The sequence below is a fragment of the Pantoea agglomerans NBRC 102470 genome, assembly GCF_001598475.1.
Taxonomy (GTDB): Bacteria; Pseudomonadota; Gammaproteobacteria; order Enterobacterales; family Enterobacteriaceae; genus Pantoea; species Pantoea agglomerans.
Map to the genome: position 1 here is coordinate 28,410 of NZ_BCZA01000014.1, position 25,558 is coordinate 53,967.

Annotated in this window: 23 protein-coding genes; 18 read left to right on the plus strand and 5 right to left on the minus strand. The window is 56.4% G+C overall.

From position 1 onward, the window contains the following. Positions 1–60: 60 nt before the first annotated feature. On the minus strand, positions 61–987 hold the full coding sequence (gene metR / locus PAG01S_RS20390) for an HTH-type transcriptional regulator MetR (protein WP_003854400.1): 927 nt from the start codon (positions 985–987) through the stop codon (positions 61–63). A gap of 144 nt (positions 988–1,131) precedes the next feature. Between metR and metE the strand changes: the two genes are divergently transcribed. Continuing rightward, positions 1,132–3,402 (plus strand): 5-methyltetrahydropteroyltriglutamate--homocysteine S-methyltransferase, encoded by a 2,271-nt coding sequence (gene metE, locus PAG01S_RS20395; protein WP_062759641.1) that lies wholly within the window; start codon positions 1,132–1,134, stop codon positions 3,400–3,402. A gap of 56 nt (positions 3,403–3,458) precedes the next feature. Here the strand turns inward: metE and PAG01S_RS20400 are convergent, their stop codons facing one another. Further along, positions 3,459–4,292 carry a dienelactone hydrolase family protein gene (locus PAG01S_RS20400; protein ID WP_010671680.1) on the minus strand — a complete coding sequence of 278 codons (834 nt, stop codon included), beginning with the start codon at positions 4,290–4,292 and terminating at the stop codon, positions 3,459–3,461. Positions 4,293–4,595: 303 nt separating this feature from the next. Between PAG01S_RS20400 and udp the strand changes: the two genes are divergently transcribed. From udp to tatD, 10 genes are all read left to right on the plus strand, one after another. Continuing rightward, complete coding sequence (udp, locus tag PAG01S_RS20405) at positions 4,596–5,357, plus strand: uridine phosphorylase (protein WP_010257266.1); 762 nt, start codon at positions 4,596–4,598, stop codon at positions 5,355–5,357. A 92-nt stretch (positions 5,358–5,449) separates the two neighbouring features. Continuing rightward, positions 5,450–6,718, plus strand: a complete 1,269-nt coding sequence (locus tag PAG01S_RS20410) for a tetratricopeptide repeat protein (RefSeq protein WP_062759642.1) — start codon at positions 5,450–5,452, stop codon at positions 6,716–6,718. 85 nt (positions 6,719–6,803) lie between these two features. Next, entirely contained in the window at positions 6,804–8,303 is a 1,500-nt protein-coding gene (rmuC, locus tag PAG01S_RS20415) for a DNA recombination protein RmuC (RefSeq protein WP_010257260.1), read from the plus strand. 75 nt (positions 8,304–8,378) lie between these two features. Then, on the plus strand, positions 8,379–9,137 hold the full coding sequence (gene ubiE / locus PAG01S_RS20420) for a bifunctional demethylmenaquinone methyltransferase/2-methoxy-6-polyprenyl-1,4-benzoquinol methylase UbiE (RefSeq protein WP_008926452.1): 759 nt from the start codon (positions 8,379–8,381) through the stop codon (positions 9,135–9,137). An 11-nt stretch (positions 9,138–9,148) separates the two neighbouring features. Then, positions 9,149–9,754: a ubiquinone biosynthesis protein UbiJ gene (gene ubiJ / locus PAG01S_RS20425; RefSeq protein WP_010257253.1), complete on the plus strand. Its 606-nt coding sequence runs from the start codon at positions 9,149–9,151 to the stop codon at positions 9,752–9,754. Then, positions 9,751–11,388: a ubiquinone biosynthesis regulatory protein kinase UbiB gene (ubiB, locus tag PAG01S_RS20430; RefSeq protein ID WP_010257248.1), complete on the plus strand. Its 1,638-nt coding sequence runs from the start codon at positions 9,751–9,753 to the stop codon at positions 11,386–11,388. Before ubiJ ends, ubiB begins: the two co-directional genes overlap by 4 nt. A gap of 109 nt (positions 11,389–11,497) precedes the next feature. Beyond that, positions 11,498–11,752: a Sec-independent protein translocase subunit TatA gene (gene tatA, locus PAG01S_RS20435; RefSeq protein WP_010257244.1), complete on the plus strand. Its 255-nt coding sequence runs from the start codon at positions 11,498–11,500 to the stop codon at positions 11,750–11,752. Positions 11,753–11,755: 3 nt separating this feature from the next. Beyond that, positions 11,756–12,421, plus strand: coding sequence for a Sec-independent protein translocase protein TatB (gene tatB / locus PAG01S_RS20440; protein ID WP_033759483.1), 666 nt, complete (start codon positions 11,756–11,758; stop codon positions 12,419–12,421). Next, positions 12,421–13,179 (plus strand): Sec-independent protein translocase subunit TatC, encoded by a 759-nt coding sequence (gene tatC, locus PAG01S_RS20445; RefSeq protein ID WP_062759643.1) that lies wholly within the window; start codon positions 12,421–12,423, stop codon positions 13,177–13,179. Before tatB ends, tatC begins: the two co-directional genes overlap by 1 nt. An 88-nt stretch (positions 13,180–13,267) precedes the next feature. Beyond that, positions 13,268–14,050: a 3'-5' ssDNA/RNA exonuclease TatD gene (gene tatD, locus PAG01S_RS20450; protein ID WP_010257234.1), complete on the plus strand. Its 783-nt coding sequence runs from the start codon at positions 13,268–13,270 to the stop codon at positions 14,048–14,050. Here the strand turns inward: tatD and rfaH are convergent. Further along, positions 14,047–14,535, minus strand: coding sequence for a transcription/translation regulatory transformer protein RfaH (gene rfaH / locus PAG01S_RS20455; RefSeq protein ID WP_010257230.1), 489 nt, complete (start codon positions 14,533–14,535; stop codon positions 14,047–14,049). The two genes, tatD and rfaH, sit on opposite strands and share 4 nt — an antisense overlap. 206 nt (positions 14,536–14,741) lie before the next feature. Between rfaH and pepE the strand changes: the two genes are divergently transcribed. The 3 genes from pepE to fre all read left to right on the plus strand — a co-directional run bounded on the left by pepE (position 14,742) and on the right by fre (position 17,775). Then, entirely contained in the window at positions 14,742–15,467 is a 726-nt protein-coding gene (gene pepE / locus PAG01S_RS20460) for a dipeptidase PepE (protein ID WP_062759644.1), read from the plus strand. Between the two features lie 80 nt (positions 15,468–15,547). Then, positions 15,548–17,032 (plus strand): 4-hydroxy-3-polyprenylbenzoate decarboxylase, encoded by a 1,485-nt coding sequence (gene ubiD, locus PAG01S_RS20465; protein WP_062759645.1) that lies wholly within the window; start codon positions 15,548–15,550, stop codon positions 17,030–17,032. A 41-nt stretch (positions 17,033–17,073) separates the two neighbouring features. Further along, the gene (gene fre / locus PAG01S_RS20470; RefSeq protein ID WP_010257219.1) at positions 17,074–17,775 is read left to right on the plus strand and encodes an NAD(P)H-flavin reductase; all 702 of its coding nucleotides are present in this window, start codon (positions 17,074–17,076) and stop codon (positions 17,773–17,775) included. An 80-nt stretch (positions 17,776–17,855) separates the two neighbouring features. Here the strand turns inward: fre and fadA are convergent, their stop codons facing one another. Both fadA and fadB read right to left on the minus strand, forming a co-directional pair. After that, positions 17,856–19,019 (minus strand): acetyl-CoA C-acyltransferase FadA, encoded by a 1,164-nt coding sequence (gene fadA, locus PAG01S_RS20475; protein WP_010257216.1) that lies wholly within the window; start codon positions 19,017–19,019, stop codon positions 17,856–17,858. Between the two features lie 10 nt (positions 19,020–19,029). Continuing rightward, entirely contained in the window at positions 19,030–21,213 is a 2,184-nt protein-coding gene (fadB, locus tag PAG01S_RS20480) for a fatty acid oxidation complex subunit alpha FadB (RefSeq protein WP_033767553.1), read from the minus strand. Between the two features lie 186 nt (positions 21,214–21,399). Between fadB and pepQ the strand changes: the two genes are divergently transcribed. Genes pepQ through hemG form a run of 4 tightly spaced genes read left to right on the plus strand, consistent with a single transcriptional unit; the run spans position 21,400 to position 25,383 of the window. Continuing rightward, positions 21,400–22,731: a Xaa-Pro dipeptidase gene (pepQ, locus tag PAG01S_RS20485; protein ID WP_062759646.1), complete on the plus strand. Its 1,332-nt coding sequence runs from the start codon at positions 21,400–21,402 to the stop codon at positions 22,729–22,731. Further along, entirely contained in the window at positions 22,731–23,348 is a 618-nt protein-coding gene (locus PAG01S_RS20490) for an IMPACT family protein (protein ID WP_010257205.1), read from the plus strand. Before pepQ ends, PAG01S_RS20490 begins: the two co-directional genes overlap by 1 nt. Positions 23,349–23,380: 32 nt before the next feature. Continuing rightward, entirely contained in the window at positions 23,381–24,832 is a 1,452-nt protein-coding gene (gene trkH, locus PAG01S_RS20495) for a Trk system potassium transporter TrkH (RefSeq protein WP_010257200.1), read from the plus strand. A 17-nt stretch (positions 24,833–24,849) separates the two neighbouring features. Then, positions 24,850–25,383 carry a menaquinone-dependent protoporphyrinogen IX dehydrogenase gene (gene hemG, locus PAG01S_RS20500; RefSeq protein WP_022624877.1) on the plus strand — a complete coding sequence of 178 codons (534 nt, stop codon included), beginning with the start codon at positions 24,850–24,852 and terminating at the stop codon, positions 25,381–25,383. Positions 25,384–25,558: the final 175 nt, after the last annotated feature.

The following is a 25,558-nucleotide window of genomic DNA, read 5'->3' on the forward strand; positions in this document are numbered from 1 at the left end:
CGACAGGCTGCGCATTATAGGGGATTTTGCCCGCCTTCGCGCAGGTTTGTGCCCGCCAGATTATCGCTGCAACACCGCACCGGGCAACGCGGCGTCGCGCACAAAAGGCAGATGCTCACAGGCGTGCTGACGGGCAAAGCGGATAAACGCTTCCAGCACCGGCTGACGTTGCTCCCCTTCGCGCACGGCCGCATAAAGACGGCTCCACAGGCCATCGCCCAGCGTGCGGGTGACCACCAGACCCTGCTTCTCAAAACTCTCCACCACCCAATGCGGCAGTGCGGCAATCCCCATACGTGCCGAGACCATCTGAATCATCAGCAGGGTGTTATCCACACTTTTCAGTGCCGGACTGACGCCTGCGGGCTGCAGGAAGTGACGCCAGATATCCAGACGCTGACGCTGCACCGGATAGATCATCAACACCTCATCGGCTAGATCTTCCGGCGAAATCTGCTCAACCTGCGCCAGCGGGTGATCCGTTGCCAGCACCAGCCGCACTTCATAATCAAACATCGGGGAGTAGAACAGACCCGAGCGCGCCAGGATATCGGAGGTCAGCACCACATCCAGCTCACCCTGTTGCAGGGCGGGTTGAGGATCAAAGGTCACGCCCGATTTGAAATCCATCACCACCTGCGGCCAGCTCTGGCGGAATTTATCCAGCGCGGGAGTCAGCCACTGAATGCAGCTATGGCACTCTATCGCCACCCGCAGCGTGGTCTGATGCGGCTCATGGCAGGCCTGCAATGCCTGCTGAATCTGCGGCAGCACCTGCTCTGCCAGCTGCAGCAGAATATCGCCCTGCGGCGTAAAGCGCAGCGGCTGACTTTTACGCACGAACAGGCGGAATCCCAGCCGCTGCTCCAGATCGCTGAACTGATGAGACAATGCCGATTGCGTCTGATGAAGCTGGGCCGCCGCCGCCGCCAGCGATCCCGTATTGCGCAGAGCCTGAAGCGTCCGCAGGTGCTTGAGTTCGATCATGAGAGTCCTTCACATCGAAAATGAACATATTGCGCTTGAGCAATATACAGTACCCGCAGAGTATAGCAGTGTAAACATCTGGACGGCTAAACATCTTTGGCTGCCCATTTCAGCCAAAGTGAAAGATTATCTGGAGAACAGCACATGACTATCCTGAACCATACCCTCGGCTTTCCCCGTATTGGCCTGCGCCGTGAACTGAAAAAAGCGCTGGAGAGTTACTGGGCTGGCGACAGCACGCAGCAGACGTTACTGGCGACGGGCCGTGAGCTGCGTGCGCGACACTGGCAACAACAGAAAGAGGCGGGCGTCGATCTGCTGCCGGTCGGCGATTTCGCCTGGTATGACCATGTGCTGACCACCAGCCTGATGCTGGGCAACGTGCCCGCGCGTCATCAGAACAAAGCCGGCACTGTGGACCTCGACACCCTGTTCCGCCTGGGACGCGGTCGTGCGCCGACCGGCGAGCCTGCGGCGGCGGCAGAAATGACCAAATGGTTTAACACCAACTATCACTACATGGTGCCGGAATTTACCCAGGGTCAGACGTTTAAACTGACCTGGACCCAGCTGCTGGACGAGGTGGATGAGGCACTGGCGCTGGGACACAACATCAAGCCAGTGCTGCTGGGGCCGGTGACGTATCTGTGGCTGGGTAAAGTGAAGGGTGAGCCGTTTGAACGTCTGTCGCTGCTGGAGGGAATTCTGCCGGTCTATCAGCAGGTGCTGGCGGAACTGGCTAAGCGCGGCATCGAATGGGTACAGATTGATGAACCCGCTCTGGCACTGGAGCTGCCGCAGACGTGGCGCGAAGCCTTCCAGCCGGCGTATGACGCACTGCAGGGTCACAGCAAACTGCTGCTGACCACCTATTTTGACAGCATCGGCCAGAACATTGATGTGATTCGTGCGCTGCCGGTGCAGGGGCTGCATGTCGATCTGGTCCATGGCCGTGATGATATTCAGCAACTGAATCAGCAACTGCCCGCCAGCTGGCTGCTGTCGCTCGGCGTGATCAACGGACGCAACGTCTGGCGCGCCGATCTGAGCCGCTGGTTCAGCCGCTTGCAACCGCTGACCAGAGCGCGTGAACAGGTGTGGATCGGCTCCTCCTGCTCGCTGCTGCACAGCCCTATTGACCTGAGCGTCGAGACCCGTCTGGATGATGAAGTCAAAAGCTGGTTCGCCTTTGCGCTGCAGAAATGTGCCGAGCTCTCGCTGCTGAGTCAGGCACTCAACAACAACGATGCGACGGCGCTGGAAGCCTGGAGCGCACCGGTACACGCCCGCGCTCACTCCCGCCGCGTGCATAATGCGGCGGTGGGCCAGCGTATTAAGGCCATTACCCCACAGCACAGTGAACGCCAGAGCGCTTATCCGGTGCGGGCGGTCCTGCAGCGTCAGCGTTTCAATCTGCCAGCCTGGCCTACCACTACCATCGGCTCTTTTCCACAGACCACTGAAATTCGCGGCCTGCGCCTTGACTTTAAACAGGGCAGGCTCGACAGCAACCATTACCGCACCGGCATCGCGGAGCACATTAAGCAGGCGATTCTCGAACAGGAGCGGCTGGGGCTGGATGTGCTGGTGCACGGTGAAGCGGAACGTAACGACATGGTTGAGTACTTCGGCGAACATCTGGAGGGGTTTGTCTTCACACAGAATGGCTGGGTTCAGAGCTACGGTTCACGCTGTGTGAAACCACCTGTCATTATTGGCGATATCAGTCGCCCGGAGGCGATCACCGTTGAGTGGGCCAGATATGCCCAGTCGCTGACCAACAAGCCGGTAAAAGGGATGCTGACCGGTCCGGTAACCATCCTCTGCTGGTCATTCCCGCGTGAAGATGTGTCACGTGAAACCATCGCGAAACAGATCGCGCTGGCGCTGCGTGATGAAGTCGAAGACCTGGAGAATGCGGGCATCGGGATTATCCAGATTGATGAGCCTGCACTGCGTGAAGGTCTGCCACTGCATCAGTCAGAGTGGGCTGCCTACCTGAACTGGGCGGTGGAGGCCTTCCGACTGAATGCGGCGGTGGCGCGGGATGAAACCCAGATTCACACCCATATGTGTTACTGCGAGTTCAACGACATCATGGACGCTATCGCGGCGCTGGATGCCGATGTGATTACCATCGAAACCTCGCGATCTGACATGGACCTGCTGGAGTCATTTGAGAACTTCGACTACCCGAATGAAATCGGCCCCGGCGTCTACGACATCCATTCGCCTAACGTCCCCAGCGTGGAGTGGATAGAAGCACTGTTGCTGAAGGCGGCGAAACGTATTCCGGAAGCGCGTCTGTGGGTTAACCCGGACTGCGGTTTGAAAACACGGGGCTGGACGGAAACGCGTCAGGCGCTGGCGAACATGGTGACGGCAGCGAAGAAATTGCGTGGAGAAACGGCGTAGAGAATCGGGTCTGGTGGGGCGAAAAAATCAGGGGCGCATAAGCGCCCCTTTTTCATTTACTGCGATGCAACACCATACTGCCTGAACCAGGCCAGCATCCGCTGCCAGCCATCATTGGCAGATTCAGCATGGTAGCTTGCACGATAGTCAGCATTAAAGGCATGGCCCGCTTCGGGATAGACGATGATCTCTGCGGTTGCATTGGCGGCATGCAGTGCCTGACGCATCTGCTCGACGCTCTCCAGCGGGATACCCTCATCCTGGCCACCATACAAACCTAATACTGGCGCATTCAGGTCGACCGCAATATCAATAGGATGCTTCTGCTGCTTCAGCGTACGCTCACCGGTCAGTCGTCCATACCACGCCACGGCGGCGCGCAGTTGCGGGTTATGCGCGGCGTAGAGCCAGCTGATTCGGCCACCCCAGCAAAAACCGGTGATGCCCATGCGACGAATATCGCCGCCGTTGCGTGCGGCCCAGTTGGCGGCATGATCGAGATCGGCCAGCACCTGGCTGTCAGGCACTTTGCTGACCAGCTCGCTGAACAGCGTCGGGATATCGTTATACTCAGCGGGATCGCCCTCGCGGAAATAGAGCTCAGGCGCAATCGCCAGATAGCCTTCCAGCGCCAGGCGGCGGCAGATATCCCGGATGTGTTCATGCACACCAAAGATCTCCTGCACGACCAGTACGACAGGCCATGGGCCTTCCGCTGACTGGGGTTTTGCAAAGAATGCCGGCATGTTTTCGCCCTGGCTGGGCACTGAGGTTTCTCCCGCGTGAATCGCCGGGCTGTCGGTAATGATGGTGGTGGAGGCGGTGGGCTGCACGGCAGGGGCAAAGCCGCCCGTCGCCGGTTTTTGTGCCATATTATCACTGGGTTTCATTATTCTCTCCGTGCAAGCATTTGCGCAATCACGTAACTATAGCCTGGCCGGAAAGCGTATGCGCCAGGTGTCGGGTCACAGAATCAGCAGCGAATAAAATCATCCTCCTCTTTAACATTGCGCAGACCCTGACACAGCCCCACCGAGAGCTATCCGCACCAGGAAGATGCTATTGTGTGATTGTTGTCACAATTTATCTTTCGGGAAATGTAACTTTCATTTTCTTAAGTGAATGTTGTCACATATTTATTGGGCGTGCTGGCGTAGAGTGGCGCGCTACCTTCCCTTAACAGGAGTCTGAAAATGACACAGTCTGACGTTTTCCATCTTGGCCTGACTAAAGCCGATCTGCAGGGCGCCACCCTGGCGATTGTGCCGGGCGATCCGGAGCGCGTGAAGAAAATTGCCGGACTGATGGAAGATGCCACGCATCTCGCCTCACACCGTGAGTTTACCTCCTGGCTGGCAAAAATTGATGGTAAGCCGGTCGTGGTCTGCTCAACCGGCATTGGCGGTCCTTCGACCTCGATTGCGGTCGAAGAGCTGGCACAGCTTGGCGTACGTACCTTCCTGCGTGTCGGTACCACGGGCGCTATCCAGCCGCATATCAATGTCGGCGATGTGCTGGTGACTACCGCATCCGTTCGCCTGGACGGGGCCAGCCTGCATTTTGCGCCGATGGAGTTTCCGGCAGTGGCTGATTTCGCCTGCACCACCGCGCTGGTTGCCGCCGCAGAAGCCTGTGGCGCGAAAACGCATATCGGCATCACCGCCTCTTCTGACACCTTCTATCCGGGTCAGGAGCGCTACGACACCGTCTCGGGCCGCGTAGTCAGTCGCTTCCGGGGATCGATGAAAGAGTGGCAGGAGATGGGCGTTCTCAACTATGAGATGGAATCCGCTACACTGTTAACCATGTGCGCCAGCCAGGGACTGCGAGCCGGCATGGTGGCGGGCGTGATTGTGAACCGCACTCAGAAAGAGATCCCGGATGCGGTCACCATGAAACAGACAGAAAGTGACGCAGTGAAGATTGTGGTCGAAGCGGCGCGTCGCTTACTATAACGACCGCGTCTGGCAGCAGGTTTTTTGTCCAGACTCAAAACCTGCTGCCGGTAGTTAACGGCGCGTAACATCAGTGAAACCTGAGAGTTTTTATGCGCAATACTATTCCCGTCCGACGTCCTGCCCCTGGTGCTAATCCGGCCGCACTCAAAGCCATGCTGGAACGCAGTGCCGAACGTTTTCGCGCCGCCATGCAACAGGGCGACTATGCGCTGGCCGCTCAATGCTGTGAAGAGGTATTGCGCACGATGCCCAATCAGATGCAGGTGCTGAGCGACTACGCGCTCTGCCTGCTGCGTCTGGGTCAGTACAATAAATCGTACAAAATCTACCAGAAGATTTATCAGTCACCGCCCGCTGTACAGGCTACCGCCTCTGAAACCTGGCTGGATGGCCTGACCGAAGTGTGTGGCTGGCTGGATAAAAAGGATGAGGTGGCGCGTCATGGGCTGGCCTCGCTGATGCGCTCTGATGCGCGTTTCAGTCAGGGGCAGCGCGCCGCGTTTCCCGCTCCGCAACCGGAGCCTGTCGATCTCACTCATCCGCACCAGAATGTCATCGCTTTCTGCCTCTATGGCGATCAGCCGCGCTACTGTGAAACCTTAATCAAAAACGTTGAAGTGGCGCCTGAACTCTATCCCGGCTGGGTCTGCCGCATCTATCTCGATGACAGCGTGCCGCAGCATGTCTGGCAGCGCCTTGACCAGCCGCACGTCCAGCTGATCGATATGTCCCACGAGAAAACGCTGTTTCCGACCCTGTGGCGTTTCCTGGTAATGGACGATCCGGGCGTGAAGCGTTTTATCGTGCGTGATGCCGACTCGCTGCTCTCGGAGCGCGAAGCGGCAGCGGTAGACGCCTGGCTGGCGTCGCCTTACTGGTTCCACCATATGCGTGACTACTTCTCCCATACTGAGCTGCTGCTGGCAGGGATGTGGGGCGGCTGTCACGGCGTCTTCCGGGATGTGGAACAGGCGATGCGCGATTTCATTGCGCAGTATCAGGGCAGCCAGCGCTTCACCGATCAATATTTCCTCAAGGTGGCGTTGTGGCCGACGGTGCGTGAAAGCCTCCTGAGCCACGATGAGTTGTTTCATTTTCATCAGGCCCAGCCGTGGCCTGACCATGCCCCCGTGCGCTGGCAGACGCCGCATTTCCATGTGGGCAGCAATGCCGGTTTTGCCAGTATGACCGGCAAATCCAGCGCTGCTGAGGGAAGCAGACAGCGCGTCGCGATCACCTCGGGCGGGACAACCTGGCACTATCTGGCGCAGGTTAAAAAGGGTGAATGGCTATTGCCCATGCCGTTTTTCCTGATTGATGAGTGGCAGGCTGGCAAGCTTACGGTGACGGCGCTGTAAGGCGCTGAATCCTGCTAAAATTATCTGGACATTCATACAGTGCGACTCTACCTTTCCCTCAGCAGCCTGAGTCGCGGGGGAAATCATGGATCAGCACATCATTATCAGCGCCTGTCTGGCGCTTGCCGGGTTAGGGATTGGCTGGATGCTGGCACAGTTACGTGCCGGCCATCAGGTCGCCAGTTTCCAGACCGAGCGCCGTCTGCAGGAAGAGGCGCAACAGCGTCAGCAGCAGCAAATCGAACAGCTTCAGCAGCAGACGCAGCAGCGTGAGCAGGAGCTTCGTCAGCTGCACGGCGCGCTGAGCGGCGCCAATGAGCGACTGCAACAGCTTGATTACTGGCGTAATGAAAGTGAGCAGCTTAATCGTGAACTGCGCAATCAGCTGGAGGTCAACAGCGCGCAGGAAGCGGAGCTGCGTGAGGTGACCATTCGCCTTGAAGAGACCCGTTTCGCCGCAGAAGAGAAACAGCGCCTGCTGACCAACAGCGAACAACGCCTTAGCGCCCAGTTTGAAAACCTCGCCAACCGTATTTTCGAAAACAGCGGCCGTCGCGTCGATGAACAGAACCGGCAAAGTCTGGACGGGCTGATAGGCCCGTTGCGTGAACAGCTTGATGGCTTCCGTCGTCAGGTTCATGAAAGCTTTGGCGCAGAAGCGCGTGAGCGACATACCCTGACCCATGAAATCCGGCAGTTACAGCAGCTGAATGCGCAGATGGCGCAGGAGGCGCTTAACCTGACCAAAGCGCTGAAGGGCGATAATAAGATCCAGGGTAACTGGGGTGAAGTGGTGCTGAGCCGGGTACTGGAAGCCTCCGGACTGCGTGAAGGCTACGAATATGAAACCCAGGTGAGCATTCAGTCAGAACAGCAGGGCAGGATGCAGCCGGATGTGATTGTGCGCCTGCCGCAGGGCAAAGATGTGGTGGTGGACGCCAAAATGACGCTGGTGGCCTATGAGCGCTACTTCAATGCGGATGATGAGATCGAACGAGAGCAGGCTATTCAGGAACATGTCGCTGCCATGCGGGCGCACATCCGCCTGCTGGGACGAAAAGATTATCAACAATTGCCCGGGTTACGATCGCTGGATTATGTGCTGATGTTTATCCCGGTGGAGCCCGCCTTTTTGCTGGCCATTGACCGCCAGCCTGAGCTGATTGGTGAGGCGCTGCAGCAGAACATCATGCTGGTCAGCCCCACCACGCTGCTGGTGGCGTTGCGTACCATTAATAATCTGTGGCGCTATGAGCATCAGAGCCGCAATGCGCAGCGTATTGCCGATCGGGCAACGCGGCTCTATGACAAGATGCGGCTGTTTGTCGATGACATGAGCGGCATTGGTCACAGCCTGGATAAGGCGCAGAACAGCTATCGCGAGGCGATGAAAAAGCTGTCGGAAGGGCGCGGCAATCTGATTGCGCAGACTGAAGGATTTCGAGCGCTGGGCGTGGAGATCAAACGACCAATCAATCCTCAGCTGGCCGAACGTGCCATGCCGGAAAACCGGGCGGCTGATGATGCAGATGATGACAGTGATGCGGATGAGAGTGAGATGCATGTGAGGCGCCTCCACGAATAGTATGGGCGCAGCGTGCCTGACTTCCGTGACTCTGATACACTTCGGGAAGTATTGTTTGTGGAGCAGGTAAAACCGATGGCAGATGAATCACAGCAGGAAACTACCCATTTTGGCTTTCAGACGGTCGCCAAAAGCGAAAAAGCTGACAAAGTCGCGGACGTGTTTCACTCCGTAGCGGCAAAATATGACCTGATGAACGATTTGATGTCGTTTGGCGTCCATCGTATCTGGAAGCGTTTTACCATTGACAGCAGCGGCGTACGTCGCGGTCAGCGCGTGTTAGATCTGGCGGGGGGTACCGGCGATCTGACGGCTAAATTTTCTCGCCTGGTGGGCGAAACGGGTCAGGTGGTACTGGCCGATATCAACAGTTCCATGCTGAAGATGGGCCGCGAAAAGCTGCGCAATCAGGGCGTGGTCGGCAACGTGAGTTACGTACAGGCCAATGCCGAAGCCCTGCCTTTCCCCGATAACTATTTCGACTGCATTACCATCTCTTTTGGCCTGCGTAACGTTACGGAAAAAGAGAAGGCGCTGGCCTCTATGTTCCGGGTACTCAAGCCGGGCGGACGCCTGCTGGTGCTGGAGTTCTCTAAACCCGTTCTGGATCCGCTGAGCAAAGCGTATGACGCCTACTCGTTCCACATTCTGCCGCGTATCGGACAGCTGGTGGCGCAGGATGCAGAGAGCTATCGCTATCTGGCCGAATCGATCCGCATGCATCCCGATCAGGAGACCCTGAAAGCGATGATGAACGATGTTGGTTTTGAAAATACCACTTACTCCAATATGACCGGCGGCATTGTGGCGCTGCATCGTGGATTTAAGTTCTGAGTGAGATGGTAATGAACCTGACGCCCTTGATTACCGCGGGCCTGGAAACGGCGCTGAACCGTATTCTCTATCGCGATCGTGGCCTGAAACCGGCGCGGCAACGCCTGAATGGCAAAGTGCTGACGCTGCGCCTGAATGAGTTCTCTCATCCGCTGGTGCTGGTCTTCAGTGAACAGCAGGTCGATGTGTTGGCTGACTGGCAGGATCGCAGTGACTGCACGGTGATCACCTCGCTGAAAACCCTGCCGAAGCTGCGCGATCGCCAGCAGCTGACGCCGCTGATCCGTAGCGGTGAACTGCAGGTTGAAGGTGACCTGCAGGTGGTGCAGCAGTTCTCTGCGCTGATGGATCTGGCTGAGCTGGATCCGGCAGAATATCTGGCTCCCTGGGTCGGCGATATCGCCGCACAGGGGATCAGCCAGCGCTCACAACAGGCATTACGCTTTTTCAAAGGTGAAGTGCAGCGTCGCCAGGATTATCTCGGACAGGCCATAACCGAAGAGTGGCGTGTTGCGCCTGGCTCGCTGGAATTAGCCTGGTTTTCTGAGGAGGTCGACGCGATGGAACGTTCGCTTGAGGCGCTTGATGCGCGTCTGGCGCAGCTGGAGGCAAAATGAGTTTTGGAGAGATCCGCCGCTTATATCTGATCATGAAGGTGTTTCTGACCTATGGCCTTGATGAACTGATTCCTCAGACACGCCTCACTTTCCTGTTTCGCCTGTGGCGTCGCTCTGTTTTCTGGATCCCTAATCTGCATCAGCATGAACCGATCGGCGCACGTATGCGCATGGCGATGGAGCAGCTGGGTCCGGTCTGGATCAAGTTTGGCCAGATGCTGTCGACCCGTCGTGATCTCTTCCCGCCGCTGATTGCCGATCAACTGGCGATCCTGCAGGACCGTGTTGCGCCGTTCGATGGCGTCAAAGCCAAAGCGCAGATTGAAGCCTCAATGGGCGCGCCGATTGAAACCTGGTTTGATGATTTTGATATCAAGCCACTGGCTTCGGCATCCATTGCGCAGGTGCACACCGCCACGCTGAAATCAACTGGCAAGAAAGTGGTGATCAAAGTGATTCGCCCCGATATTTTGCCGGTGATTCGGGCGGACATGAAGCTGATCTATCGCCTGGCCCGCTGGGTCCCGCGCCTGTTGCCGGATGGCCGTCGTCTGCGTCCGGTTGAAGTGGTGCGCGATTATGAGAAAACCCTGCTTGATGAGCTGAATCTGTTACGTGAAGCGGCCAACGCCATTCAGCTGCGCCGGAATTTTGAAGATAGCCGCATGCTCTATGTGCCGGAAGTCTATTCCGACTACTGCAGCGAAACCATGATGGTGATGGAGCGCATCTACGGCATTCCGATTTCAGACGTTGCCACGCTGGAGCGTCATGGCGTTAATATGAAGCTGCTGGCAGAACGTGGCGTGCAGGTCTTCTTCACCCAGGTCTTCCGCGACAGCTTCTTCCATGCGGATATGCATCCTGGCAATATTTTTGTCAGCTATGAACATCCGGAAGATCCACAATATATCGGCATCGATTGCGGTATCGTGGGTTCACTGAACAAAGAAGATAAGCGCTATCTGGCTGAAAACTTTATCGCCTTCTTCAACCGTGACTACCGTAAGGTCGCGGAGTTGCACGTTGACTCAGGCTGGGTGCCGCCCGATACCAACGTAGAGGATTTCGAGTTTGCGATTCGTACGGTCTGCGAGCCGATTTTTGAAAAACCGCTGGCTGAAATCTCCTTCGGGCATGTGCTGCTGAACCTGTTCAACACCGCACGCCGCTTTAATATGGAAGTGCAGCCGCAGCTGGTCCTGCTGCAAAAAACGCTGCTCTATGTTGAAGGCATCGGCCGTCAGCTCTATCCGCAGCTCGACCTGTGGAAGACAGCCAAGCCCTTCCTGGAAGAGTGGATCAAAGATCAGGTGGGATTACCGGCTATTATCCGTGCGGTAAAAGAGAAAGCGCCATTCTGGGCTGAGAAGCTCCCTGAGCTGCCGGAGCTGTTTTACGACAGCATGCGCCAGCACAAACTTTTGCGGCACAGCGTCGATAAATTAGTTGGCGATATGAATGCGCAGCGCGTCCGGCACCATCAGGCGCGTTACCTGTTCGGCGTCGGTGCAACGTTGCTGTTAAGCGGAACGGCTGTGCTGCTCACCCGACCGGATTGGGACTTTTTCCCGGCGGTGTTGATGGCAGCAGGAATTGTCTCCTGGTTAATCGGCTGGCGTAAGACAAACTGATTGTCACGTCCGTCTAAAAAAAGGTAATGTCGCTGGCTCAGGCCCGGTTGAAAAGGGCACTCTGTGGTGCATTACCTCATCGTTTTCACAGAATATTAGAGGCTATCTCATGGGCGGTATCAGTATCTGGCAATTGTTAATCATTGCCGTGATTGTTGTACTTCTGTTCGGTACCAACAAATTACGTAATCTGGGTTCAGATTTGGGTTCTTCGATTCGTGGCTTCAAAAAAGCCATGGGTGACGAGGACGACAAAAAGGATCAACCGAAAGAGCAGGACGCTGACTTCGCTGCCAAAACGCTGGCGGACAAACAGCAAACTTCGGCTAACAAAGAAGAAGCCAAGAACGACAAGCAGGTGTAAACCGTGTTTGATATTGGTTTTAGTGAACTGGTATTGGTGTTCGTGATCGGGCTGATTGTACTCGGCCCGCAACGTTTACCGGTTGCGGTGAAAACCGTGGTCGGCTGGATCAGGGCGATTCGTTCGCTGGCAGCCAATGTACAACATGAACTGGCGCAGGAGCTCAAGCTGCAGGAGTTGCAGGAGAGCCTGAAAAAGGTGGAAGAAGCGGGCCGTGGCACGCTCTCACCTGAGCTGAAAGAGTCGATGGAAGAGCTGCGTAAAACTGCGGATTCAATGAAACGCTCGGTCAGTCAGAGCATCGACATTGAAAAAGAGGAAGACGAGGCAAACACCATCCATTCGGCTCAGCACAGGCCCGCGCCTGCTCCGGCTGAGCCTTCGGCGACACCGGCTACAGCAGAACATCAGGCCAGTGCCCCGGCACAGACACCGTCTGCGGTTTCAGACTCAGGCCCGGCGGTGCAGCCCTCTGCCGCACCTTCTGCCGTCGCCAATGCTCCTGCACCGGCTTCTTCAGCGGTTTCATCAGGTCCGGCGGTGCAGTCCTCTGCCGCACCAACCGCTGTGGCCAGCGCACCGGCACAGGCGCCCGCTGGCGACGTTGCCAGGCCGGCAGATCCTGCGCGTCATTCCGCTACCCCCTCTTCTGCAAGTGATGAACGATAATGGCCGTTGAAGATACCCAACCGCTCATCAGTCATCTGATTGAGCTGCGTAAGCGACTACTGAACTGCATCATCGCCGTATTAGGGATTTTCCTGGTGCTGGTTTATTTCGCCAACGACATCTACCAGCTGGTCGCGGCACCGCTAATCAGCCAGATGCCGGTGGGCTCCAGCATGATCGCGACCGATGTGGCCTCACCGTTTTTCACCCCGATTAAGCTGACCATTATTGTGTCGGTGTTTCTTGCGGTGCCGGTGATCCTCTATCAGGTCTGGGCATTTGTCGCCCCGGCGCTTTACCGTCATGAGCGCAGGCTGGTTATGCCGCTGCTGTTTTCCAGCACCTTCCTGTTCTACTTCGGCGTGGCCTTTGCCTATTTCGTGGTCTTCCCGCTGGCATTTGGTTTTTTCACCAAGACAGCGCCGATCGGCGTGACTGTAGCAACGGATATCTCCAAATACCTCGATTTTGTCATGACGCTGTTTATGGCATTTGGCGTGGCGTTTGAAGTGCCGGTGGCGATTGTGTTGCTGTGCTGGACCGGTATCACCAGCCCGGAAGAGTTGAAGAAGAAACGTCCCTATATTCTGGTGGGCGCCTTCGTGGTCGGGATGTTGCTCACACCGCCGGATGTTTTTTCCCAAACTTTGCTCGCTATTCCGATGTACTGCCTGTTTGAAGTCGGCGTATTCTTTTCCCGTTACTATGTGGGTAAAGGCCGCCGGTTACAGGATGAAGAAGAGAATACCGACTCCTGATGCGGACAGCTTTACCCGCACTGGCGGGAAGCGATCAATCCAAACCGCCCTGATGGGCGGTTTTTGTTTATAAACTGTGGGAAAAATTATGTTTGATATCGGTGTAAACCTGACCAGCACGCAATTCGCCTCCGACCGGCAAAAGGTGGTTAAACGCGCGCGTGATGCGGGCGTCACCGGCATGCTTATTACCGGCACTAACGCGCTGGAGAGCCAGCAGGCTCAGCGACTGGCTGAAGATCAAGCGGGCTTCTGTTGGTCTACCGCGGGCGTCCATCCTCATCATGCCAGCGAATGGTCAACGGAAATTGCCAGCACCCTGCGTCGCCTGGCTGAAAAACCGGAAGTGGTTGCCATCGGTGAATGCGGACTCGATTTCAATCGCAATCTGTCGGCTCATGAGCAGCAGGAGTATGCGTTTGATGCGCAGCTGGCTCTGGCGGCGGAACTCAATATGCCGGTCTTTCTGCACTGCCGCGAAGCCCATGCGCGTTTCGCCGCAGTACTGGCGCCCTGGCTGCCAAAATTGCCTGGCGCGGTGATCCACTGCTTTACCGGCACGCGTGATGAACTGGAAGCCTGTCTGGGCATGGGATTATCGGTAGGGATTACGGGCTGGGTATGCGATGAGCGCCGTGGTCTGGAGTTGCGCGAGCTGCTGCCACTGATTCCGGCCGATCGCCTGCTGCTGGAAACGGATGCCCCATATCTGCTGCCGCGCGACATGCGTCCACGCCCGACTTCGCGCCGTAATGAACCCTGCTTTTTACCGCATATTGTGCACCAGGTGGCGACATGGCGTGGTGAGAGTGCTGAGGAACTGGCGACCCGCATCGACCATAATGCGCGGACGTTATTCAGACTGGCTTAAATCTTGCGAAACTGCTTGTTGTCGACGCTGCGCATTACCTGCTTGTTCAGCAAATTAAGCAACAGAATTGAGCGCGTTTCACCATCCGGCTCGGCAAAGATAGCGCGCAGCCCTTCAAACGTCCCGTCGGTGATGACCACTTCATCACCGCTTTGCGGCGTTTCAGGGTCAAGCAGGATTTGCGGGACGTCTGTTTCCAGCGCTTCAATCACGGCTGAAGGCACTGTCGCGGGCGTCGTGCCAAAGCGCACGAAGTGGCTGACGCCACGGGTGCTGCTGATCGTCGTGGTGTGAATGGCTTCCGGATCAAACTCGATAAACAGATAATTCGGGAACAGTGGCTCACTCACGGTGGTGCGTTTACCGCGCACGATCTTTTCCAGAGCGATCATCGGGCTGAGGCAATGCACTTCCTGCCGCTCCAGATGCTCCTTCGCGCGCAGTAGCTGTCCACGTTTGCAATAGAGTAAGTACCAGGATTCCATAACTGCTCCCATTGAATGGACGCTAAGAATAGCAAACCTGTTGCCAGAGTTATAGCGCAGGGGCAGGGTAAAGCGTCCCGCAAAGAAAATAAACTGAGACTTTTCTTAAGATGCCCGATGGCAGCAGAAAAGGTGACTGAAAATTGACGTCTGCTATTGCTCTGTATCAGACTCAATGACCATCACATCTGCAAAAGGATCCTCTGATGGAACTCTTTCTGTTGAGCAACGGCAAGCTGGCGGACGATGCTCCGCTGCTGGGCTATGCGCAGCCGCAGCTGCACGCCATGATCGCCCGACGCGCTATCCGCTCGGCGGTACTGATCCCCTTCGCGATTATTCGTGGCGATCAGCAGCAACGCGCCGCCGAACTCAGTGCCTCTTTGGGCATTCAGGTTGAGCGGGTTCAGGCACTCGCCTCACCGGCTGAAGTGATTGCGCAGGCAGAGCTGATTTTAGTCAGCGGCGGCAACACCTGGTTCCTGAATCAGATGCTACATGAGCAGGGTCTGATCGGGGCGATTCAGCGCGCGGTGCGGGAGCGGCAGGTACCTTATGTCGGCTGGAGCGCAGGCTGCAACGTGGCGACGCCCTCAATCCGTACCACGAACGATATGCCGGTGCGCAGCAGCGTGGTGCTGCCTGCGCTGGGACTCTTTCCGGTGCAGATTAATCCCCACTATCTGGATGCCAGCGTCAGCGGTCATATGGGCGAAACCCGTGACGAACGGCTGGCAGAGTTCTGTGCAGTTAATCCGACCGAGTCGGTGATTGCACTGCGTGAAGGCAGTTTTCTGCACGTTCACGACAATCAGCTGCGCTATCACAGTGTGCGAAACGAAGATTTTAAACTGTTTCGCCACGGCGAGCCGATTCAGGGGTATCACGATGCCCGCGCGTTACAACCGCTGGTTCCCTTTCAGTGCGTATGACGCTGCCATATAAACCTCAGCATAACCGCTTAATCAGACCTATAATGGCCGATTCACTCTGGCCGGAAAGCTAAAGCCGCATGAAATATCACGATTTAAGAGACTTTCTCGCGCTGCTCGAACAGCGCGGTGAGCTAAAGCGCATTACCCAGTCGATCGATCCTGAACTGGAAATGACCGAAATCGCCGACCGCACTCTGCGTGCCGGTGGCCCGGCTCTGCTGTTTGAAAACCCGAAAGGGTACGACATGCCGGTGCTGTGCAATCTGTTCGGCACACCAAAGCGTGTGGCAATGGGCATGGGCCAGGAAGAGGTCAGCGCACTGCGTGAAGTGGGTAAGCTGCTGGCCTTCCTGAAAGAGCCGGAGCCGCCAAAAGGCTTCCGCGATCTGTTCGATAAGATGCCGCAGTTTAAGCAGGTCCTGAACATGCCGACCAAACGCCTGCGCAATGCACCCTGTCAGGAAGAGGTTTTCAGCGGCGATGAAGTCGATCTGACGCGGATTCCGGTGATGAAGTGCTGGCCGGGCGATGCGGCACCGCTGATTACCTGGGGGCTGACCGTAACGCGCGGTCCGCACAAAGAGCGGCAGAATCTCGGTATCTACCGGCAGCAGGTGATCGGCAAAAATCGGCTGATCATGCGCTGGCTGTCGCACCGTGGCGGTGCGCTCGATTATCTGGAGTGGACGAAAGTGCATCCGGGTGAGCGTTTTCCGGTCTCGGTGGCGCTGGGTGCCGATCCTGCCACTATCCTTGGGGCCGTAACGCCGGTGCCTGATACGCTGTCAGAATATGCGTTTGCCGGTTTACTGCGCGGCAATAAAACCGAAGTAGTGAAATGCCTCTCGAACGATCTCGAAGTTCCCGCCAGCGCGGAAATCGTGCTGGAAGGGTATATCGAAGCGGGCGATATGGCGCCGGAAGGACCTTACGGCGACCACACCGGCTACTACAATGAAGTAGATAGCTTCCCGGTGTTTACCGTTACGCATATTACGCAGCGCCATAAGCCTATCTATCACTCCACCTATACCGGCCGTCCGCCAGATGAACCTGCGGTGCTGGGTGTGGCGCTGAATGAAGTGCTGGTGCCGATTCTGGTGAAGCAGTTCCCGGAGATCGTGGACTTCTATCTGCCGCCAGAAGGATGTTCATACCGGCTGGCGGTCGTGACGATTAAAAAGCAGTACGCGGGGCATGCCAAACGTGTCATGTTTGGCGTCTGGTCGTTTCTGCGGCAGTTCATGTACACCAAATTTGTTATTGTGTGTGACGATGACGTTAATGCGCGTGACTGGAACGACGTGATCTGGGCGATCACCACGCGTATGGATCCGGCCCGCGATACGGTATTAGTGGAAAATACCCCAATCGATTATCTCGATTTCGCTTCGCCCGTTTCCGGGCTGGGATCGAAGATGGGGATGGATGCGACCAATAAGTGGCCAGGTGAAACGCAGCGCGAATGGGGTACACCTATCGTCAAAGATCCCGCGGTCACCGCGCGCATTGATGCTATCTGGGATGAGCTAGGTATTTTTGATCAGCCGCCACAGCGTTGATGGCGAGCACAACCATAAAGACGACCCGACAGAGGGAACGCATGACAACGTTAAGCTGTAAAGTAACTTCGGTTGAGGCGATTACCGACACGGTCTATCGCGTTCGCCTGATCCCTGAAGCGGAATTCAGTTTTCGCGCGGGACAGTATCTGATGGTAGTGATGGACGAGCGTGACAAGCGTCCGTTCTCACTGGCCTCAACGCCGATGGAAAAAGATATCATTGAGCTGCATATCGGCGCGTCCGATCTGAACCTCTATGCCATGGCCGTCATGGATCGCATCCGTAACGATCGCCAGATTACGGTTGATATGCCGCACGGCGATGCCTGGCTGCGTGAAGAGAGCAGCAAGCCGCTGATCCTGATTGCAGGCGGCACCGGTTTCTCCTATGCTCGTTCGATTCTGCTCACTGCACTGGCGGAACAGCCAGAGCGCGATATCGCCATTTACTGGGGCGGACGTGAGCTCAAGCATTTGTACGATCTGGAAGAGCTGGATGCGCTGGCGGTGAAGCACCCGAACCTGAAGGTGATTCCGGTTGTCGAGCAACCTGAAGCGGGCTGGCAGGGCCGTTCAGGCACGGTACTGACGGCAGTAATGCAGGATTTCAGTACGCTGAGCGAGCATGAGATCTACATCGCCGGACGTTTTGAGATGGCGAAGATTGCCCGCGATCGTTTCTGTGCCGAGCGTGGCGCGGTGGAGTCACAGATGTACGGCGATGCGTTTGCCTTTATCTGATGCGCTGAAGCAGCCTGTAGCAGACAGAAAAAACCCGCCGGTTTACGGCGGGTAAATCTGACAAAGTAAGACTCAACGTATTACAGACGCTCAAATACGGTCGCAATGCCCTGACCCAGTCCGATGCACATGGTGGCGAGGCCAAAACGGGCGTCGCGTCGCTCCATAATATTCAGCAATGTCGTGCTGATGCGTGCGCCGGAGCAGCCCAGCGGATGGCCTAACGCAATCGCGCCGCCATTCAGATTGACCTTATCATCCATCCGTTCCAGCAAACCTAAGTCCTTGATACACGGCAGCGTCTGCGCGGCAAAGGCTTCATTCAGCTCAAACACATCGATATCACTGACGCTCAGTCCCGCCCGTTTCAATGCCAGTTTGCTGGCCGGTACCGGTCCATAACCCATAATCGAAGGATCACAGCCCACCACCGCCATGCTGCGGATGCGCGCACGCGGTGTCAGCCCCAGCTCACGGGCGCGTGATTCACTCATGACCAGCATGGCGGCCGCGCCATCTGACAACGCCGACGACGTACCCGCCGTGACGGTGCCGTTAACCGGATCGAAGGCGGGTTTGAGTGCCGCCAGTCCTTCGGCGCTGGTCTCCTCGCGAATCACCTCATCGAAGTCATAGCGTTTAAGAATGCCGTCGCTGTCGTGACCATAGGTGGCGACAATCTCTGTTGCAAAGTCCCCACGCTGGGTGGCCTGCCAGGCCCGCTGGTGTGAACGCAGGGCAAATGCATCCTGCTGCTCACGGCTGATATGATGCATTCGCGCCAGCATTTCAGCCGTTAAGCCCATCATGCCTGCTGCTTTTGCCACAGTACGGCCCAGACCGGGATGAAAGTCGACGCCGTGATTCATCGGCACATGTCCCATATGCTCCACGCCACCGATCAGACAGCATTGCGCATCACCGACCATAATGGCGCGGGCCGCATCATGCAGCGCCTGCATTGAAGAGCCACACAGTCGGTTGACGGTGGTGGCCGGCACTGAATGCGGGATTTCGGCCAGCAGCGCGGCGTTACGCGCGATATTAAATCCCTGTTCCAGCGTCTGCTGTACGCAGCCCCAGACGATATCGTCCAGTGATGTCGGGTTCACCGCCGGGTTGCGGCTCAGGAGTTCGCGCATCAGGTGCGCAGAGAGATCTTCAGCGCGCACGTGACGAAAGGCGCCGCCTTTTGAACGTCCCATTGGCGTGCGCACCGCATCAATAATCACCACATTTTCCATCTTTTTGCCCTCAGGCGCTTTTCAGCGCGGCTTCATCAATCGGTTTGGCGGCGGGATACCAGCTTTCATGCTGATGGGCTTTCTGCACCAGCAGCGCAGGCAGGGCATATAAGCCACCGAGCGCGCTATAACGCCGGGCCTGATCCACCACATTGCTGTTGCCCAGGGTATCGAGATAGCGGAAAGCGCCGCCACGGAAAGGCGGGAAGCCGAGACCATAGACCAGCGCCATATCCGCTTCCGCTGGCGAGGCAATAATCTTCTCTTCCAGGCAGCGCACTACTTCATTCAGCATTGGCAGCATCATGCGATTCAGGATCTCTTCGTCGCTGAAGACCCGCTTAGGCTGGCAGACCTGCTCCAGCAGCGTATCCACTTCGGTATCAGCCACTTTTGTCAGCTTGCCCTTTTTATCTTCTTCCCAGCGCCAGAAGCCTTTGCCATTTTTCTGGCCAAAACGACCGGCATCAAACAGCAGATCGATCGCATCACGATAGTCATGCTTCATACGATCCGGGAAACCGTCAGCCATGACGCTTTGCGCGTGGTGCGCGGTATCGATGCCGACCACATCCAGCAGCCATGAGGGGCCCATCGGCCAGCCAAACTGTTTTTCCATCACTTTATCAATCTGACGGAAATCGGCGCCGTCGCGCAGCAGCAGGCTGAAAGCGGCGAAGTAGGGGAACAGCACCCGGTTAACAAAGAAGCCCGGACAGTCATTCACTACGATCGGGGTTTTGCCCATTTTGCTGGCCCAGGCCACCACTTTGCTCAGGGTCGCTTCACTGGTTTTCTCGCCACGAACCACCTCTACCAGCGGCATACGCGGTACCGGATTGAAGAAGTGCATGCCGCAGAAGTTTTCCGGACGCTGCAACGCCTGCGCCAGCTGGCTGATGGGAATGGTCGAGGTATTGGAGGCCAGAATCGCATCCTCACGCAGATGCTGTTCGGTTTCCGCCAGCACTTTTGCCTTGATCAGCGGGTTCTCTACCACCGCTTCAACCACCACATCAGCCTGTTCAAAACCGGCGTAATCCAGCGTGGGCTGGATAGTGGCGATCACACTGGCGAGTTTGTTGCCGTCGATTTTGCCGCGTTCCAGCAGCTTATTGAGCAGCTTGCTGGCTTCGTTCATCCCCAGCGTTAACGCCTGTGGATTGATATCTTTCATTCTGACCGGCACGCCTTTCCACGCAGACTGGTAGCTGATGCCGCCACCCATGATGCCTGCGCCCAGTACCGCTGCCTGAGCGGGTGCGCCGCTTTCGCTGCCGCGCTTTTTCGCCAGACCTTTCACGTACTGGTCGTTGAGGAAGATGCCGACCAGCGCGCGTGCTTCATCAGACTGGGCCAGCGGCACAAACGCTGCGGTTTCAAGCTTCAGCGCGTCATCGCGGCCAAGGCTGGCTGCAGCTTCAATGGTTTTTACCGCCATCAGCGGAGCGGGATAATGCTTGCCTGCGGTTTGCAGCACCATGGCTTTCGCGATAGTGAAGCTCATGGCCGCTTCAATCGGGCTGAGTTTCAGCGGAGCCAGCTTAGGGGCCCGGCGGGCGCGCCAGCTGCCATCAGTGGCAGCGGCCTTAAGCATGGTGATTCCCGCCTCACGCAGTTTCTCGCGAGACACCACGGCATCGACCAGACCGAGTTTAAGAGCGGCATTGCCATCGACATCTTTTCCCGCCGCAATAATTTCCAGCGCACTGTCGGCGCCCAGCAGGCGCGGCAATCGCACGCTGCCGCCAAATCCCGGCATGATGCCGAGTTTGGTTTCCGGCAGGCCAATACGGGCGTCCGCAGTAGCGATACGCAGATCGGTTGCCAGTACGCATTCACATCCGCCGCCCAGTGCATAGCCGTCAATGGCGGCCAGAGTCGGTACCGGCAAATCTTCCAGACGATTGAAGATGCTGTTGGCGTAACTCAGCCACTGGCTCAGTTTTTCGGTGGGTGCATCAAACAGTGAAAGGAACTCGGTGATATCTGCCCCTACAATAAAGGCAGGTTTAGCGGAGCTCAGCAGCAGGCCGCGCAGTTCTGGCTGCTGCTCCAGCACAGCTATTGCCTCGCCCAGGCTGGCGACAGTTTGCGTATCGAGCTTGTTGACCGAGCCCGTAGCGTCAAAAACCAGCTCGGCGATGCCATCGTCCAGCCAGTGAAGAGTAAGGTTAGCGCCTTGGTAGAGCATGTGCGTCTCCTGAAACCGCGAAAGGTGATCTGGTCATACCAGATGATCGTGAGTGTGGGAGCGATGTTAATTTTTTGCAAACTGGTCTTTGCTTATTTGCTAACAAGATCACAGCTGCGCCGACTTCGGCATCTGCGCAAGGGGTATGCTAAACTGCGGCCATTTCGCGACACTGGAGAGACGTCCATGGATTCACTGAAGACCTTGTATCACGCGCACATCGCCACGTTGCAACAACGGGCGCAGCAGGTGCTGGCACGCAATAAACTGGATGCGATGTTGATCCATTCCGGTGAGTTGTTGACGGTGTTTCTGGATGATCACACTTATCCGTTTAAGGTGAATCCGCAGTTCAAGGCCTGGGTGCCGGTGACGCAGGTGCCCAACTGCTGGCTCTGGATTGATGGGGTAAACAAACCGAAACTGTGGTTCTACTCTCCGGTGGATTACTGGCATAACGTTGAACCGTTGCCGGATAGCTTCTGGACCGGGGATGTTGACGTTATCGGCCTGAAAAATGCGGATGAGATTGCGCAGTTGCTGCCTGCACAGCGTGATAACGTCGCCTATATCGGCCCGGTTAACGCGCGTGCATCTCAGCTCGGCATCGCCTCTGGCAATATTAATCCTAAAGCGGTAATCGACTTCCTGCACTTCCATCGCAGCATCAAAACTGATTATGAACTCGCCTGTCTGCGCCAGGCGCAGAAGCTGGCGGTTGCCGGTCATCGCGCGGCGAAAGAGGCGTTCTCGGCGGGCTTAAGTGAGTTCGATATCAATCAGGCGTATCTGACCGCTACCGGTCATCGCGACACCGATGTACCTTACGGCAATATCATTGCGCTGAATGAGCACGCTGCGGTGCTGCACTACACCCGGCTGGATCATCAGCCACCAGTGAAACGCCATAGCTTTTTGATTGATGCGGGTGCCGAGTATCTTGGCTATGCCGCTGATTTGACCCGCAGCTATGCGGCGCAGAGCAGTTCGCTCTATGCCAGAATGGTTGAGGCGATGAACACTGAAGAGCTGGCCCTGATAGCCACGCTGAAACCGGGCGTACGCTACACCGATTACCACCTTCAGATGCATCAGCGTATTGCGAAGATGTTGCTGAAGTTTGAGCTGGTTCAGGGAATCAGCGAAGAAGCGCTGGTGGCTGAAGATCTGACCGGTCCGTTTATGCCACATGGCCTGGGGCATCCGCTGGGTCTGCAGGTCCATGACGTTGCCGGTTTTATGCAGGATGAGCAGGGCACCCATCTCGCCGCGCCAGCGCAATATCCTTATCTTCGCTGCACCCGCGTGCTGCAACCGGGCATGGTATTAACCATTGAGCCGGGCTTCTATATTATTGACTCGTTACTGACGCCGCTGCGTGAAGGCCGTTTCAGTCAGCACTTTAACTGGCAGGCCATTGATGCGCTTCGGCCTTATGGCGGGATTCGTATCGAGGATAACGTGGTGATCCATGCGCATCGCGTTGAGAACATGACCCGCGATCTGCATCTGACCTGATGGAGGCCTTTGATATTCCCGCTGTGCCAGTAAGCAGCAGTGAGGAGACAATCAAAAAGAGTCGCTTCATTACGCTACTGGCGCACACCGAGGGTGCAGAGGCGGCGCGCGCGTTTGTCCAGCAGGTTAAAAGCGAGCATCCCACTGCCCGGCATCACTGCTGGGCCTGGGTAGCGGGCGCGCCGAATGATTCTCAGCAACTCGGTTTCTCTGATGATGGTGAACCTTCGGGTACGGCAGGGAAACCGATGCTGGCGCAACTGATGGGCGCGGATATTGGCGAGATTACCGCTGTGGTGGTGCGTTACTACGGTGGCATCATGCTGGGAACCGGCGGCTTAGTGAAAGCGTATGGTGGTGGCGTCCAGCAGGGGCTTAAGCAGCTGCCACGGCAGCGCAAAGTACCGATGAAGCTGTTCACTTTGCAATGTGACTATGCACAGCTCAGTGATATTGAACGGCTGGTACAGCGTTTTGAAGGTAAGGTGACCGACAGCCAGTTTCAGGATCGTATTGCATTGACGCTGGCTGTACCTTACGGACAGATCGACGGGTTCAAAAAAAATCTGTCAGACTTTAGTCGGGGCGCGTTATCGCTGATCCCGCTCACACCATGATGTTCATCTCTTTTATTTAAAGGAACGGCTGAATGCACTTTCGCGCCATTACCCGCATAGTCGGTCTGCTGGTGATCCTCTTTTCAGTGACGATGATTTTGCCCGGCCTGGTCGCCTTAATTTATCGCGATGGCGCAGGGCGGGCGTTTAGCCAGACCTTTATGATGGCGCTGGTGATCGGCTCGCTGCTGTGGTGGCCGAATCGCAAAAAGAAAACCGAACTCAAACCGCGGGAAGGGTTTCTGATTGTGGTCCTGTTCTGGACGGTGCTGGGCAGCGTAGGGGCGATGCCCTTTATCTTTGCCGAACAGCCGCATCTTTCGGTGACGGATGCGTTCTTTGAATCTTTCTCTGGCCTGACAACCACCGGTGCCACCACGCTGGTGGGGCTGGACTCGTTGCCTAAGGCGATTCTCTTCTATCGGCAGATGCTGCAGTGGCTGGGCGGTATGGGGATCATCGTATTAGCCGTGGCGATACTGCCGATTCTGGGCGTCGGGGGCATGCAGCTCTATCGCGCTGAAATGCCGGGGCCGCTGAAAGATAATAAAATGCGACCGCGTATCGCCGAGACGGCTAAAACACTCTGGCTGATCTACGTCCTGCTGACGATAGCCTGTGCGCTGGCATTGTGGCTGGCGGGAATGCCAGCGTTTGATGCTATTGGCCACAGTTTCTCGACTATCGCCATTGGCGGCTTCTCAACCCATGATGCCAGTATCGGCTATTTTAACAGTGGCACCATCAATACCATCGTGGCGGTGTTTCTGCTGATCTCAGGCTGTAACTACGGCCTGCACTTTGCCATGTTAAGCGGACGCAATCTGCGTGTGTACTGGCGCGACCCTGAGTTCCGCATGTTTATTGGCGTTCAGCTGACGCTGGTGTTGATCTGTACCCTGGTGCTCTGGTTCCATAATGTCTATGAAAGTGGCTGGCAGACGCTGAACCAGGCCTTTTTCCAGGTGGTCTCCATGGCGACGACGGCGGGATTCACGACCGACAGCATCGCACGCTGGCCATTGTTCCTGCCGGTACTGCTGTTGTGCTCCGCCTTTATCGGCGGCTGTGCCGGTTCAACCGGCGGTGGTCTGAAGGTGATTCGCATACTGCTGTTATGCAAGCAGGGTAACCGTGAGCTTAAGCGTCTGGTTCACCCCAATGCGGTCTACACCATTAAGCTGGGCAACCGGGCGCTGCCGGAACGTATCCTTGAAGCCGTATGGGGATTCTTCTCGGCTTATGCGCTGGTGTTCCTGATCAGCATGCTGGCGATCATCGCCACCGGCGTTGACGACTTCTCGGCTTTTGCTGCCGTTGCCGCGACGCTCAATAACCTCGGCCCTGGCTTAGGGGTCGTAGCTGATAACTTCACTTCAATGAATGACGTGGCGAAATGGATTCTTATTTCCACCATGTTATTCGGGCGTCTCGAGGTATTCACCTTGCTGGTGCTGTTTACGCCTACTTTCTGGCGTGAATAATTAATAAGGATGCTGACATGAAAGCGCTGATTCTCTATTCCACTCGCGACGGACAAACCAGGAAGATTGCCTCTTCTATTGCTGATGTGATCCGTCAGCAGCAGCAGTGTGATGTACTGAACATTCAGGATGCCACTCTGCCTGACTGGGCACAGTATGATCGCGTGTTAATTGGCGCATCTATCCGCTATGGCCATTTTCAGCCGGTCGTCGATAAGTTCGTTAAACAACACCTTCATGAGTTGCAGCAGCGTACCAGCGGTTTCTTTTCGGTGAACCTGACGGCGCGCAAACCTGAGAAGCGCTCTCCTGAAACCAATGCCTATACGCAGAAGTTCCTGGCACACTCGCCGTGGCAGCCTGATTGCTGTGCCGTGTTCGCAGGCGCGCTCTATTATCCGCGCTATCGCTGGTTCGATCGCGTCATGATCCAGTTGATTATGCGCATGACCGGTGGTGAGACAGATTCGACGAAAGAAGTGGAGTACACGGACTGGCAGCAGGTAAGCACTTTTGCCAATGATTTTGCACAGTTACCAGGCAAATCGTAGCGAAATAGCGCGATTTGATGAAAATTACTGCGAACGATAATCTTTTCGTAATAAACACTTGTCAGCCCGCGCGAACTCCCTATAATGCGCCTCCATCGACACGGAACACCGGCAACGGGAAGCGGGTTGAGAGGCACAGGAGACTGCGCCGCCGGAGAAAAACTTCTGAGAAAGA

Bases quoted from the DNA above. Each gene is read 5' to 3' on its own strand.
- tatD (WP_010257234.1), top strand. From the start codon at position 13,268: ATGTTTGATATCGGTGTAAACCTGACCAGCACGCAATTCGCCTCCGAC.
- ubiJ (WP_010257253.1), top strand. From the start codon at position 9,149: ATGAACCTGACGCCCTTGATTACCGCGGGCCTGGAAACGGCGCTGAAC.
- rmuC (WP_010257260.1), top strand. From the start codon at position 6,804: ATGGATCAGCACATCATTATCAGCGCCTGTCTGGCGCTTGCCGGGTTA.
- tatA (WP_010257244.1), top strand. From the start codon at position 11,498: ATGGGCGGTATCAGTATCTGGCAATTGTTAATCATTGCCGTGATTGTT.
- tatC (WP_062759643.1), top strand. From the start codon at position 12,421: ATGGCCGTTGAAGATACCCAACCGCTCATCAGTCATCTGATTGAGCTG.
- hemG (WP_022624877.1), top strand. From the start codon at position 24,850: ATGAAAGCGCTGATTCTCTATTCCACTCGCGACGGACAAACCAGGAAG.
- metR (WP_003854400.1), bottom strand. From the start codon at position 987: ATGATCGAACTCAAGCACCTGCGGACGCTTCAGGCTCTGCGCAATACG.
- metE (WP_062759641.1), top strand. From the start codon at position 1,132: ATGACTATCCTGAACCATACCCTCGGCTTTCCCCGTATTGGCCTGCGC.
- udp (WP_010257266.1), top strand. From the start codon at position 4,596: ATGACACAGTCTGACGTTTTCCATCTTGGCCTGACTAAAGCCGATCTG.
- pepQ (WP_062759646.1), top strand. From the start codon at position 21,400: ATGGATTCACTGAAGACCTTGTATCACGCGCACATCGCCACGTTGCAA.
- PAG01S_RS20490 (WP_010257205.1), top strand. From the start codon at position 22,731: ATGGAGGCCTTTGATATTCCCGCTGTGCCAGTAAGCAGCAGTGAGGAG.
- PAG01S_RS20410 (WP_062759642.1), top strand. From the start codon at position 5,450: ATGCGCAATACTATTCCCGTCCGACGTCCTGCCCCTGGTGCTAATCCG.
- ubiD (WP_062759645.1), top strand. From the start codon at position 15,548: ATGAAATATCACGATTTAAGAGACTTTCTCGCGCTGCTCGAACAGCGC.
- fadB (WP_033767553.1), bottom strand. From the start codon at position 21,213: ATGCTCTACCAAGGCGCTAACCTTACTCTTCACTGGCTGGACGATGGC.
- ubiB (WP_010257248.1), top strand. From the start codon at position 9,751: ATGAGTTTTGGAGAGATCCGCCGCTTATATCTGATCATGAAGGTGTTT.
- rfaH (WP_010257230.1), bottom strand. From the start codon at position 14,535: ATGGAATCCTGGTACTTACTCTATTGCAAACGTGGACAGCTACTGCGC.
- ubiE (WP_008926452.1), top strand. From the start codon at position 8,379: ATGGCAGATGAATCACAGCAGGAAACTACCCATTTTGGCTTTCAGACG.
- fre (WP_010257219.1), top strand. From the start codon at position 17,074: ATGACAACGTTAAGCTGTAAAGTAACTTCGGTTGAGGCGATTACCGAC.
- PAG01S_RS20400 (WP_010671680.1), bottom strand. From the start codon at position 4,292: ATGAAACCCAGTGATAATATGGCACAAAAACCGGCGACGGGCGGCTTT.
- pepE (WP_062759644.1), top strand. From the start codon at position 14,742: ATGGAACTCTTTCTGTTGAGCAACGGCAAGCTGGCGGACGATGCTCCG.
- trkH (WP_010257200.1), top strand. From the start codon at position 23,381: ATGCACTTTCGCGCCATTACCCGCATAGTCGGTCTGCTGGTGATCCTC.
- fadA (WP_010257216.1), bottom strand. From the start codon at position 19,019: ATGGAAAATGTGGTGATTATTGATGCGGTGCGCACGCCAATGGGACGT.